This window comes from Micromonospora sp. DT48 (genome assembly GCF_049844495.1).
GTDB lineage: Bacteria > Actinomycetota > Actinomycetes > Mycobacteriales > Micromonosporaceae > Micromonospora.
Genome location: NZ_JBNCLE010000009.1, coordinates 131,944 through 144,122 on the forward strand (window position 1 = coordinate 131,944; position 12,179 = coordinate 144,122).

Genomic DNA, 12,179 nt, shown 5'->3' on the forward strand with positions numbered 1-12,179 from the left:
GCGACGATCATGACGACGGCTCCCCTGGAGCGGTCGTGGTCCCGGTGAAGACAGGTCGAAGGTCCCGGTCGGCACCGGCCCGCCGACCCTGACCCGGCGCGCCGCGCGGGCGTCCAATAGAAGTGCCACCGGGACACGCGGTGCGAAGCAGAGAAGGGACGTGGACATCATGACCGCGATGATCGAGCGGAACACCGCCAAGGCCCCGGTGGCCGAGACCGGCCGGGAGCAGAACCACCGGACGCGGGCCACCCGCTACCTGCTCGCCGGTCTCCGGCTGGCGCTGGGTTGGATCTTCCTCTGGGCCTTCCTGGACAAGCTGTTCGGCCTGGGTTTCGCCACCGAGGCGAAGAACGCCTGGCTCAACGGAGGCAGCCCGACCAAGGGATTCCTCACCTTCGGCACCGCCGGCCCGTTCCAGGGCTTCTACAACGGCATCGCCGGAGCGGCCTGGGCCGACTGGCTCTTCATGCTCGGGCTGGCCGCGATCGGTACGGCACTGCTGCTCGGTATCGGGATCCGACTCGCCGCGGCGGCCGGCGGTCTGCTGCTGGTGCTGATGTGGACGGCCGTCCTGCCTCCGGCGAACAACCCCTTCATGGACGACCACCTCGTCTACGCCGGTGTGCTGGCCCTGCTCGCGGTGACCAACGCCGGTGACACCTGGGGCCTCGGCCGCACCTGGGCCCGGCTGCCGATCGTCGGTCGGTTCGGCTGGCTCCGCTGACCCTGCTCACCCTCCCCCTCGGCGGGCGTCACCTACCGGTGACGCCCGCCGTGACACGTACGGCAGGATTGTGCTGACCAGAACCGAGGCACCAGGAGTTTCCATGAACCAGGCAGCGAAGCCCGAGATCGGCCCGATCGAGGGCGCCCCGCCCGCCGACCTCGTGATCGAGGACATCACCGTGGGCGACGGCCCGCAGGCCGAGCCCGGGCAGGTGGCCCGGGTGCACTACGTCGGGGTGTCGCACTCCACCGGCGCCGAGTTCGACGCCTCCTGGAACCGGGGCGAGCCGTTCGACTTCCCGCTCGGCGGCGGACGGGTCATCGCCGGATGGGACCAGGGCGTGGTGGGTATGCGGGTCGGTGGCCGACGCCGCCTGACCATCCCGCCGCACCTCGGGTACGGCAGCCGGGGTGCCGGTGGCGTCATCAAGCCCAACGAGACCCTGGTGTTCGTGGTCGATCTACTCGGCGTCCGCTGACCGAGCACCCGTCCGGCGCCGGCCCCGTGCCCGGCGCCGGACGGATGCTCGCCCCCCGTTCCGGTCACGTCGCCCACCGACGGCGCGGCGGACGTGTCACACTGCGGCGAGCATCCGCTGTGGCGTGTGGTCGACGACCGGGATGACGCGCCGTAGGCCGGTGGCCCGCAGCACCCGCTCCACCACCGGCGGCGGGTCGACCAGCACCAGCTCACCACCCTGCGACCGCACCCAGAGTCGGGCCGCGACCAGCGTGCGCACCCCGGCTGCGGAGAGCAGCCGGACCTCGGAGAGATCCACCCGCAGCTCGGTGCGGGTGGGAGCCGCCCACAGAGCAGCGCGGAACGCCGCGACGGTGGCGATGTCGATCACGCCGACGACGCGGACGCACACCGCCTCGTCGGAGACGCTGGTCTCGACGTGGAACCGCTCCTCGCGCTGTCGCATATCGAGAACCTATCCCCCACCACCGACACTTCCACCCTGCTGGAGTGGGGTTCCGGGTAAGCCCAGGGCATGACCCGCACGCCGGTCGCGTCCACCCTAGGGACCATCCCGCATCCCCGGGCGACACCGTCCGGGGCGGGCGGGTGCGGAGGTGCCGCCGGGCCCGGGGCCGGACCCGTCGATCCGGGACCGGGACGCGGGGCCGGACCGGTCGTTCAAGGGCGGGACGGGGTGCCGGAACGCCCCGCACCGGGGCGCCCGGCACCCCGGTCGGGTCAGCCGCCGCTCGCCGACGGCTGAGGCTCGGGCGACTCGCCGGCCACCGCCCCCGGGTCCAGCGCCTGAGCCGGCGCGGGCCGCAGATCGGCGGGCACCGGCAGCGCGCTGCCCTTGACGAACTCCTCCCAGCTGACGTTCCACGCCGTCCAGCCGTTGCCCTCGGTGAGCTGGACCTCGGTGCCCTTGACGGTCACCAGGTCACCGACCTGGGTGACGCCCATCAACCAGTCCGCGTTGGCCGCCGACAGGTTGGTGCACCCGTGCGACACGTTGGCGTACCCCTGGTCCCCCTCCGACCAGGGTGCGCCGTGGATGAACTCGCCACCCCAGGTGAGTCGCTGCGCGTCCTCCACGTCCACCACGTACGGGTCGGCCGAGCCCCGCGTGTCGAAGGTGGTGAAGTCGTGCTTCTCCATGATCACCATCTTGCCGCTGGACGTCGGGGTGCTCGGCTTACCGAGACTGACCGGCAGCTTGCGCAGCAGCTTGCCGTCCTGGATCACCGACATCTGCTTGCTCGCGTTGTCGATCTCCAACTGGACGTGCCGACCGATCTTCGAGGTGGCCCGCCGGTCGGCGTCACCGACGCTCTCCCGGCCGATCGGCAGGCCTTCCAGTGCGGCGCGAACCTTGATCGTCGTGCCCGGCCGCCAGAAGTCAGGTGCCCGGTAGTAGACCTGGCTGCCGTCGGAGACCCAGGACCAGGTGCCCGGTTGCGGCGGGTCCGTCTTGACGAACAATCGGCGTTGCACATCCGCTCGCGCCTCTTTGGGAATTGGCGGGTCGAAGGCGACGGTCACCGGCATCGCCGTGCCGTACGTCCGTTTGTCACCGAAATACAATGTGCTCACGACCGCCGGTTTGGACGATTTCGACTGCGTCGTGAAAGTCGTCCTACGGGTCACCGTCTTTCCGGAGTCGCCGGTCGCGGTGACCTCGGCGGTGTACGTCCGTTTCGGCTCCAGCGTCTTGCTCGGCACCCAGCTGGTGCCGTCCTCGCGGGGCTCCGCCGGTACTGTCGCACCCTTGTCGTCGGTGATCCGCACGTCGGTGACCCGACCGTGCTTGACCACGGTGCCGATCTCCCCACTGAGCGGCACGTCGCGGGTTCCCTCGGCCGGTGACACGACCAGTTCCGGGTTGGCTCGCGCCTCGGCGCCCTGCCCCGCCCGGCCGTCGCCGGTGCATGCCCCGAGCGCCAACGGTGCCGCTGCGACGCTCACCGCCAACAGCGTCAGTCGCCGCCTCAACATCATGATGCGTCTCCCCCGTTATCGCCGCTTCCTCCGCCACATTCTCTCTAGGCCGACGTCGACGTTTTCGTGGTTTCGACCAAAGCGGGGACATGATGTGAAGGACCTTTTCCCGTAATCGCACAAGGGCGAACGGAAAATGCCGACGACGACGTTGCGGGTGATTGCGTGCGCTTGTGGCGCTTTGTCCCGCACCATGCCACGAGACGACCTTCGCGTCAGCCGGGGCGGCGGACTCGGACGCGGTCGGCGGACTCAGACGCGCGGGGTACGCCGACCCGTCCCCAGCGGGACGGGTCGGCGAGCCCCTCGGTCGACGCCCGCCGTCAGACGGTGGCGATCAGCAACGCGGGCTGCTCGACGCAGTCGGCCACGTGTCGCAGGAACCCCCCGGCCACACCGCCGTCGCAGACCCGGTGGTCGAAGGTGAGGCTCAGCTGCGTCACCTTCCGGACCGCGAGCTGGCCGTCGACGACCCACGGCTTGTCCACGATGCGGCCGATGCCGAGCAGCGCGGCCTCCGGGTGGTTGATGATCGGGGTGGAACCGTCGACGCCGAACACCCCGTAGTTGTTCAGCGTGAAGGTGCCCCCGGTGAGCCGGGCCGGTGGCAGCTCACCGGCCCGCGCAGCGGCGGTGGTGGCGGCGAGTTCGGCGGCGAGTTCGGTGGTGGTGAGCCGCTCGGCGTCCCGCAGCACCGGCACCACCAGCCCCCGGTCGGTCTGGGCGGCGATACCCAGGTGCACCCCGGCGGACTGGACGATCCGCTGCCCCTCGGTGTCCACCCGCGCGTTGAGCTGCGGGTACCGACGCAGACCGGACAGGCAGATCCGGGCGAGCAGGGCCAGGATGCTGACCGGCTGCTCCGGCCGGGCGGCGTTGATCTCGGCTCGGGTCTGGAGCAGTGCGGTGGCGTCGGCGTCGACCCAGATGGTCACCTCGGGGATCTCCCGGCGGCTCCGGGAGAGCTTGTCCGCGATGGCCCGGCGGATCCCGGTCAACGGGATGACGACGTCGCGCACGTCGGTCGCGCCCACGGGCGCCGGCCCGCCGGTACGCGGCTCCGGCTCGGACCGCGTCGCCGGGCCTTGGCCCGGGTCGGCGGTGGTGTCGACCGCCGCCTGCACGTCGGCCCTCCTGATCACACCGCCGGGGCCGGTGCCCCGCAGGGTGCGCAGGTCCACCCCGTGTTCGCGGGCCAGTCGCCGCACGATCGGCGAGATGACCAGCGCCGGCAGCGCTCCGGCCACCGCCGGCGCACTCGCCGGGGTGGTCGGCGCGTCGACGGCCACCAGCCGGGGCCGACGTCGCCGCCGGGCACCGCCGTGTCCGGTGCCGTAGCCGATCAGGACGTTGCCGGAGCCGGCCCGTTCCTCCTCGCGGTAGACGGCGTGTCCGGCCGGCTCGGTGGCGGCGGCCCGCTCGGCGACCGGCTCGGCGATGGTGATCAGCGGTTGGCCGACCGGGCGTACCTCACCCTCGGCGCCGTGCAGGGCGACGACCCGACCGGCGTACGGGCAGGGCACGTCGACGACCGCCTTGGCGGTTTCGACCTCGACGACGGTCTGGTCCACGGTGACCGTGTCACCGACCGCCACCCGCCACTGCACGATCTCCGCCTCGGCGAGTCCCTCACCGAGGTCGGGCAGGAGGAAGACCTTCTCGGTCATGCCGCACTGCCCTCGGTCAGCCAGCGCCGGTCGGGCTGGTCGTCCCACTGCAACCGGGCCACCGCGTCGAGCACCCGGTCGACCGAGGGCAGGTGGGTGTGCTCCAGCATCGGCGCCGGGTACGGGATGTCCAGCCCGGACACCCGCAGCACCGGGGCGTGCAGGGCGTGGAAGCAGCGTTCCTGGACCCGGGCGGCGATCTCCGCGCCCACCCCGGCGAAGCCCTGCGCCTCCTGCACCACCACGCACCGCCCGGTACGCCGTACCGAGGCGGCGATCGTGGCGTCGTCGAACGGCACGATGGTGCGTACGTCGATTACCTCCAGGTCCCACCCCTCGTCGCGGGCGGCCTCGGCGGCCTCCAACGCGACCGGCACGGCCGGACCGTACGCCACCACGGTGGCGTCGCGGCCCGGTCGGCGCACGACCGCCCGGCCGAACGGCTCGGTACGGGTCGGCAGCGCGGTCTCGGCCGAGGCGAAGTAGAGCTTCTTCGGTTCCATGAAGACCACCGGGTCGGGGTCGTCGATCGCCTCCCGCAGCAGCGAGTACGCGTCGTCGACGGTCGCCGGGGTGACCACCTTCAGACCCGGGGTGTGCGCGTAGTACGCCTCCGAGGAGTCGCAGTGGTGCTCCACGCCGCCGATGCCGCCGGCATAGGGAACCCGGATCACCATCGGCACGCTCAACGCGCCCCGGGTGCGGTTGCGCAGCTTCGCCACGTGCGAGGCGATCTGCTCGAACGCCGGGTACGCGAACGCGTCGAACTGCATCTCGACCACCGGACGCAGTCCGGACATGGCCAGCCCGACGGCGAAGCCGACGATGCCGGCCTCGGCCAGCGGGGTGTCGAAGCAGCGCTTGTCGCCGAAGCGGGCCTGTAGCCCGTCGGTGATCCGGAAGACCCCGCCGAGCTGGCCGACGTCCTCACCGAAGACGAGCACCCGCTCGTCGTCGAGCATCGCGTCGGCGAGCGCGGCGTTGAGCGCCTTCGCCATGGTCATGGTGGCCATCAGGCGTCCCCCTCCGCTGCCGCGTCCAGTTCGGCGCGCACCTGCTCCCGCTGCTCCACCAACTGCGCGGTGGGTTCGGCGTAGACGTGCTCGAAGAGGCTCAGCGGATCGACCGTGGGCTGGCTGTTCATCCGGTCACGCAGCTGGGCGGCGTACGTCTCGGCCTGCTCGGCGATGTCGGCGACGGCCGCGTCGTCGAGCGCTTCCCGACCGCGTAGGTAGGTCTCCAGCCGGGTGAGCGGGTCACGCTCGCGCCACGCCTCGACCTCGTCGGCGTCGCGGTAACGCGAGGCGTCGTCGGCGTTGGTGTGCGGCTCCATCCGGTAGGTGTGCGCCTCGACCAGGAACGGTCCCTTTCCGGCGCGGGCGTGCGCGACCGCGCGGGTGAGCACGGCGAGCACGGCCATCGGGTCGTTGCCGTCGACCTGCTCGCTGGGGATGCCGTATCCGACGCCCTTGTAGGCCAGCGACGGGGCGGCGGTCTGCCGGGACAACGGGACGCTGATGGCATACCGGTTGTTCTGCACGAAGTAGACGACGGGGGCCTTGAACACGGCGGCGAAGTTGACGCCCTCGTGGAAGTCGCCCTCACTGGTGGCGCCGTCGCCGATGTAGACCAGCGCCACGGTGTCGCGCCCCTGGTACGACTCGCCGTAGGCCAGCCCGGCGGCGTGCACGCACTGGGTGGCCAGCGGCGTGCACTGTGGTGCGGTGCGCCGCGCGGCCGGGTCGTACCCACAGTGCCAGTCGCCGCGCAGCAACGTCAGCACCTCGACCGGGTCGATGCCACGGGCGGTCAACGCCATCGACTCCCGGTAGGTCGGGAAGACCCAGTCGTCGTCGCGTAGCGCCAGGACGCCCCCGACCTGGCAGGCCTCCTGGCCCCGGGAGGACGGGTAGACGGCGAGCCGACCCTGCTTGGTCAGCGCGGTGGCCTGTGCGTCGAAGCGCCGGCCGACGACCATCCGCCGGTACATCTCGCGCAGCGCCTCGACGGGCGGCTCGGGGTAGTCGGCGCGGGACGGCAGCAGGGTGCCGTCCGGGTTCAGCAACCGGACCGGCTCCGCCTCGGGCAGCAGACCGGCGGCGGGGTTCGGCGCGGTACGGGTGGCCGGCCGGCGACTGCGCGGTGATGCCCTGCGGGCCGCCTGGGGGGTCGTGGTCACGGCGGAACCTCCTGGACGTGTGGTGGCCCTATGCTCCTGCTGATGGATGATTGACTCAAGATGCCCGGTAAACGCGGGATGATTGGCTTCAACAGGAGGTTGGGATGGGCCAAGAGGTCGCCGAGGAAGCCGACCGGCGGGTCGGAACGGGACGTTCGGCCGTCGGCCTCGACGAGGTCGACCGGCGCATCCTCGACGAGCTGACCCGCGACGGTCGGCTCTCCATCCGAACCCTCGCCGAGCGGGTGCACGTCTCGCGGACCAACGCGTACGCCCGGGTCGAGCGGCTGCTGCGCGACGGGGTGATCACCGGGTTCGCCGCGCGGGTCGCCCCGGAGGCGGCCGGTCTGGGCACCTCGGCGTACATCGCCCTGACCATCAGGCAGAACACCTGGCGGGAGGTCGCGGCGGAGCTGGCCCAGGTGCGCTACGTCGAGCACGTCGCGCTGCTCAGCGGCGAGCACGACGTGCTCGCGCTGGTCCGCGCGCCGGACAACGCCACCCTGCGGGACGTGGTGCTGGACCGGATGCAACACATCGCCGGGGTGCTCGCCACCCGCAGCTGGCTGGTCTTCGAGGAGTACGACGGGGTACGCAGCCCGTGGGCGTGACCGCTCAACGCTCGGGCGGTGGTTCCAGGCCCTCCCGGTCGGCCAACTCCAGCAACGGTTCCAGCGAGTAGCGTCGCTCGTCCAGGCCGGCGTGCGGGTCGCCGCGCTCGGCGAAGCGGGCCGGCATGGTGGTCACGTCGAAGTCCTCCGGCCGGGCGTGGTCCAGCTCCGACCAGTCCAGCGGCGCGGAGACCAGCGCGGCGGGCGTCGGCCGGATCGAGTACGCCGAGGTCATGGTGTGGTCCCGGGCCATCTGGTTGTAGTCGACGAAGACCGGCCGGTCCCGCTGCTTGCGCCACCAGGTGGTGGTGACCAGGTCCGGTCGGCGTCGGCGCATCTCCTGCCCGAGCGCCAACACCGCGCGGCGGCAGTCGCCGAAGCTCCACCGGGGTTCGATGGCGACGTAGACGTGCAGCCCACGCCCGCCGGTGGTCTTCGGATAGCCGACCAGGCCCAACTCGTCGAGGAAGGCGCGTACCTGCTGCGCCACCGGCACCACCTGGTCGAACCCGACACCGGGCTGTGGATCCAGGTCGATGCGCAGCTGGTCCGGGCGCTCGACGTCGGCCCGGGTCACCGGCCACGGATGGAAACGCAGCGTACCCAGGTTGACCGCCCAGACCACCACGGCCAACTCCCCCGGGGCGATCTCGTCGGCGGTGCGTCCGCTGGGGAAGGTGATGTGGGCGGTGCCCACCCAGTCGGGCGCCCCGGCGGGTACCCGTTTCTGGTAGAACGCGTCGCCGCCACCGTCCTGCCGGGTGGCGACGGTCGCGCCCTCGAACACGCCCCGGGGCCAGCGTTCCAGCATGGTCGGACGGTCGCGCAGCGCACGCAGGATGCCGTCGCCGACGGCGAGGAAGTAGCGCACCACGTCGAGCTTGGTCAGGCCCCGCTCGGGAAAGTACGGCTTGTCCGGGCTGGAGACGCGGACGGTCCGCCGCCCGACCTGGATCTCCTTCGCCGCCGTCGCCACGCTTGAGAGCGTACGACGCGGTGGCCGGCCGGGCGGGTCACCGACGGTTGTTCGGGTGACCGGGGTGGGTCGGTGCGCAACCGCACCCGGCCCACCCGGCGTCGCACGGATCAGCCCTTCTCCCGTTGCAGGCGCTCGACCAGCATCTGCTTGCCCTGCTCGCCCGCCTTCTGGTTGTTCTCCTGGATCCTGCGGAACCAGGAGGCGAGTTCCTCGTCGCCCTGGGCGTCCGCATCGGCGATGTAGGTCTCCAGGCGCCAGATGTGCTCCAGGGACAGCTGCAACGCGTGAATCAGGTCGTAGTTCTTGTCCTTCACCGGGCTGGCCGGTCGCTGCACCATCGTGGTCACGGCTCACCTCCCACTCGTTTCGGTCCCGCCCGCATACCCCCGGTCGAGGCAGGCACACGCGCCCGAGGTGCGGCAATGCCGTCACCAGGCGGTCGGCGGCACCCCGTCGGGCGTCGGCAGGATCTGCCGCAACCGGCCCGGAGGCAGGCGACGGGACCGCCACTCCCTCGGGTAGCCCACCGACACCTCCTCGAAGCGCACCCCGTCGTGCCAGGTGGTACGCGGGATGTGCAGATGGCCGTAGACGACCGCGGCGGCGTCGAAGCGTACGTGCCAGTCGGCGGTGGCATCGGTGCCGCACCACTGGGCGAAGATCGGGTACCGCAGCACGCGCGTCACGTCCCGGACCAACGGCCAGTGGTTCATCAGCACCGTCGGCAGCGCCGGATCGCGCTCGGCGAGCCGACGGGCGGTCTCGGCCACCCGGGCCGCGCACCATGCCGACCTGCTCTGGTACGGGTCGGGGTGCAGCAGGAACTCGTCGGTGCAGACGATGCCGGTCCGGTACGCCTCGGCCAGCGCCGCCTCGGGCGTGTCGAACCCGTCCGGTCGCCAGCTGTGGTCGTAGAGCAGGAACAACGGTGCCACCGTCACCGGGCCACCGCGCCCCTGCCACACCGGGTACGGGTCCTCGGGGGTGACCACGCCGAGGTCACGGCAGAGTTCGACCAGGTGCGCGTAGCGCGCCTGACCCCGCAACGTCACCGGATCGCCGGGAGGTGTCCACAGCTCGTGGTTGCCCGGCGACCAGACGACCCGGGCGAAGCGGTCGGCCAGCAACCGCAGCGCCCACTCCACGTCGGCGACGGTGTCGCCGACGTCTCCGGCGACGAGCAGCCAGTCCTGTGGCGTCCCCGGACGCAGCTGCTCGACGATCGTCCGGTTCTCCGGATGCCGCACGTGCAGGTCGCTGATGGCCAGGAGCCTGCCCGCACTGTCCGTTCCCGCCATGCGATCGATCGTAGTGACACGGGCGAACGCGCCCGACGGCGCTGCGACCCGCTGCGTCGGCGTACCCGGTAGGATCCCCCTCGGGCCGTGACTGGCGCATGGAGATGGAGAACCATCGGGGAGCGGCCCCGTCACAAGGACGCATGCCGAGCGCCTGGGCCTTCCGCACGTCATCTGGAGGTCACATGCCGCGCAACGTCGAATCCGCCGCCTTCCGCAGCGCTCTCGAGGTGATCCGAGGTGTCGAGCCACGGGTCGCCGACGCGATCGGGGCGGAGCTGGCCGACCAGCGTGAGTCGCTCAAGCTGATCGCCAGCGAGAACTACGCCTCCCCGGCCACGTTGCTGGCCATGGGCAACTGGTTCAGCGACAAGTACGCCGAGGGCACCGTCGGGCGTCGGTTCTACGCCGGGTGCCAGAACGTGGACACCGTGGAGGCGCTCGCCGCCGAGCACGCCCGGGAGCTGTTCGGCGCGGCGCACGCGTACGTGCAGCCGCACTCGGGCATCGACGCCAACCTGGTGGCGTTCTGGGCGATCCTCGCCGACCGGGTCGAGGCACCGGCCCTGCGGCGGGCGCAGGCACGCCACGTCAACGACCTGACCGAGTCGGACTGGTTCGCGCTGCGGCGCGAGCTGGGCGACCAGCGGATGCTCGGCATGTCACTGGACGCCGGTGGGCACCTGACCCACGGCTTCCGGCCGAACATCTCCGGCAAGATGTTCGACCAGCGCAGCTACGGCACCGACCCGGCCACCGGCCTGGTCGACTACGACAAGGTCGCCGAGGCGGCGCGGGAGTTCCGTCCGCTGGTGCTGGTCGCCGGCTACTCGGCGTACCCGCGTCGGGTCAACTTCCGGATCATGCGGGAGATCGCCGACTCGGTGGGGGCGACCTTCATGGTGGACATGGCCCACTTCGCGGGCCTGGTCGCCGGCAAGGTCTTCACCGGCGACTTCGACCCGGTGCCGCACGCGCACATCGTCACCACCACCACCCACAAGTCGCTGCGTGGTCCGCGTGGTGGTCTGGTGCTCTGCGGCCCGGAGCTGGCCGACCAGGTCGACCGGGGTTGCCCGATGGTGCTCGGCGGTCCGCTGCCGCACGTGATGGCCGCCAAGGCGGTGGCCCTCGCCGAGGCCCGCCGGCCCGACTTCGCCGACTACGCGCGGCGGGTCGTCGACAACGCCCAGGCGCTCGCCGAGGGGCTGCTGCGTCGGGGCGCCACGCTGGTCACCGGCGGCACCGACAACCACCTGGTGCTGATCGACGTGACCGGCTACGGGCTGACCGGCCGACAGGCCGAGCAGGCGCTGTTGGACTCGGGCATCGTCACCAACCGCAACGCGGTCCCGCAGGACCCCAACGGCGCCTGGTACACCTCCGGCATCCGGGTGGGCACGCCGGCCCTGACCACCCGCGGCCTCGGCACGGCGGAGATGGACACCACCGCCGAGCTGATCCACACCGTGTTGAGCCAGACCAGCGCCGGAGCGAACCCGGACGGCACCGCCTCCAAGGCCAAGTTCGTCCTCGACCCGGCCCTCGCGGACAAGGTCAGCCGCCAGGCCGGCGAACTGCTCGGCGGCTTCCCGCTCTACCCGGAGGTCGAGCTGGGCTGACGGCGAGCGCCGTCGAGGACCTCGCGAACCGTGACAGCCAGTTCCGCCGGTGTCGGCGCCCGCCCAAGCCGGGCGCCGACACCGGCGGACGTGGCGACTCACCGGACGGTGCGGTCACGGTCACCCGCGGCGACGGGCGGAGAACGTCCGGTCCTTCCACAGGCGTGCCGGGCGTTCGCGCGCGGACATCCGGCGACGACCGACAGGTCTGCACTAACTGACCTCTATGTTCACGCTAACATTCGGTTGCTGTCAAACGGCACTGGATCAGAGCGCGCTGCCATCCCGGCAAACCACCAGGAACTCGGCCGCACCAGGTCGGGGGGCCGGGCACTCGGGGACGCCGAGCACCCGGCCCGCAAATCAGGCGAGCGGGCGCTTGAGGTGGTAGCGGTGCACCTCGGTGCTGCCCTGCACGTTGTTCACATCCTCGGCGGCGGAGACGAGTTCCCAACCGTCGCGCCCGGCGCGGTTGAGATGCGCGATGGCGGTGTCGCCGTACGCGGTGATGTCCTTGCGAGACCCGTCGGGGCCGTACCAGACGAACGAGACATGGAAATTGCGGCCCTGCCCCTGGTAGCGGCGGACCAGCAGGGCGTACTCCCAGGCAACCATGTCGACCATTATGACCGT

Annotated in this window: 13 protein-coding genes and 1 riboswitch; of the genes, 4 read left to right on the top strand and 9 right to left on the bottom strand. The window is 71.5% G+C overall.

Translation table 11 applies throughout. The features are described 5' to 3' along the window. Positions 1-169 precede the first annotated feature (169 nt). Positions 170-727: a DoxX family membrane protein gene (locus tag ACLQ2S_RS12675; RefSeq protein WP_196222576.1), complete on the top strand. Its 558-nt coding sequence runs from the start codon at positions 170-172 to the stop codon at positions 725-727. A 103-nt stretch (positions 728-830) separates the two neighbouring features. Further along, positions 831-1,208 (top strand): FKBP-type peptidyl-prolyl cis-trans isomerase, encoded by a 378-nt coding sequence (locus ACLQ2S_RS12680; RefSeq protein WP_155220261.1) that lies wholly within the window; start codon positions 831-833, stop codon positions 1,206-1,208. 96 nt (positions 1,209-1,304) lie between these two features. Here ACLQ2S_RS12680 and ACLQ2S_RS12685 read toward each other — a convergent pair whose 3' ends face one another. From ACLQ2S_RS12685 to pdhA, 5 genes are all read right to left on the bottom strand, one after another. Further along, complete coding sequence (locus ACLQ2S_RS12685; RefSeq protein WP_155220259.1) at positions 1,305-1,655, bottom strand: STAS domain-containing protein; 351 nt, start codon at positions 1,653-1,655, stop codon at positions 1,305-1,307. Positions 1,656-1,930: 275 nt separating this feature from the next. Then, positions 1,931-3,190, bottom strand: a complete 1,260-nt coding sequence (locus tag ACLQ2S_RS12690) for a L,D-transpeptidase (RefSeq protein WP_155220257.1) — start codon at positions 3,188-3,190, stop codon at positions 1,931-1,933. Between the two features lie 323 nt (positions 3,191-3,513). Beyond that, positions 3,514-4,857 carry a dihydrolipoamide acetyltransferase family protein gene (locus tag ACLQ2S_RS12695; RefSeq protein ID WP_425701728.1) on the bottom strand — a complete coding sequence of 448 codons (1,344 nt, stop codon included), beginning with the start codon at positions 4,855-4,857 and terminating at the stop codon, positions 3,514-3,516. Then, the gene (locus tag ACLQ2S_RS12700) at positions 4,854-5,870 is read right to left on the bottom strand and encodes an alpha-ketoacid dehydrogenase subunit beta (RefSeq protein WP_155220253.1); all 1,017 of its coding nucleotides are present in this window, start codon (positions 5,868-5,870) and stop codon (positions 4,854-4,856) included. The genes ACLQ2S_RS12695 and ACLQ2S_RS12700 overlap by 4 nt, the downstream gene beginning before the upstream one ends. Then, complete coding sequence (gene pdhA / locus ACLQ2S_RS12705; RefSeq protein ID WP_425701729.1) at positions 5,870-7,036, bottom strand: pyruvate dehydrogenase (acetyl-transferring) E1 component subunit alpha; 1,167 nt, start codon at positions 7,034-7,036, stop codon at positions 5,870-5,872. Before pdhA ends, ACLQ2S_RS12700 begins: the two co-directional genes overlap by 1 nt. 104 nt (positions 7,037-7,140) lie before the next feature. Here pdhA and ACLQ2S_RS12710 point away from each other — a divergent pair, with 104 nt between their 5' ends. Then, positions 7,141-7,647, top strand: a complete 507-nt coding sequence (locus tag ACLQ2S_RS12710) for an Lrp/AsnC family transcriptional regulator (RefSeq protein WP_155220251.1) — start codon at positions 7,141-7,143, stop codon at positions 7,645-7,647. Positions 7,648-7,651: 4 nt separating this feature from the next. Here ACLQ2S_RS12710 and ACLQ2S_RS12715 read toward each other — a convergent pair whose 3' ends face one another. The 3 genes from ACLQ2S_RS12715 to ACLQ2S_RS12725 all read right to left on the bottom strand — a co-directional run bounded on the left by ACLQ2S_RS12715 (position 7,652) and on the right by ACLQ2S_RS12725 (position 9,924). Beyond that, positions 7,652-8,623: a DNA polymerase domain-containing protein gene (locus ACLQ2S_RS12715; RefSeq protein ID WP_309223562.1), complete on the bottom strand. Its 972-nt coding sequence runs from the start codon at positions 8,621-8,623 to the stop codon at positions 7,652-7,654. Positions 8,624-8,733: 110 nt separating this feature from the next. Then, positions 8,734-8,964 (bottom strand): hypothetical protein, encoded by a 231-nt coding sequence (locus ACLQ2S_RS12720; RefSeq protein ID WP_155220397.1) that lies wholly within the window; start codon positions 8,962-8,964, stop codon positions 8,734-8,736. 90 nt (positions 8,965-9,054) lie between these two features. After that, entirely contained in the window at positions 9,055-9,924 is an 870-nt protein-coding gene (locus ACLQ2S_RS12725; protein ID WP_425701730.1) for a metallophosphoesterase family protein, read from the bottom strand. Between the two features lie 77 nt (positions 9,925-10,001). Continuing rightward, a riboswitch (ZMP/ZTP riboswitch) is annotated at positions 10,002-10,091 on the top strand. A gap of 18 nt (positions 10,092-10,109) precedes the next feature. On the opposite strand from ACLQ2S_RS12725, the gene ACLQ2S_RS12730 reads away from it, so the two are divergent. After that, positions 10,110-11,546, top strand: coding sequence for a glycine hydroxymethyltransferase (locus ACLQ2S_RS12730; protein WP_155220246.1), 1,437 nt, complete (start codon positions 10,110-10,112; stop codon positions 11,544-11,546). A 363-nt stretch (positions 11,547-11,909) separates the two neighbouring features. Here ACLQ2S_RS12730 and ACLQ2S_RS12735 read toward each other — a convergent pair whose 3' ends face one another. Next, positions 11,910-12,170, bottom strand: a complete 261-nt coding sequence (locus ACLQ2S_RS12735) for a hypothetical protein (RefSeq protein WP_155220244.1) — start codon at positions 12,168-12,170, stop codon at positions 11,910-11,912. Positions 12,171-12,179: the final 9 nt, after the last annotated feature.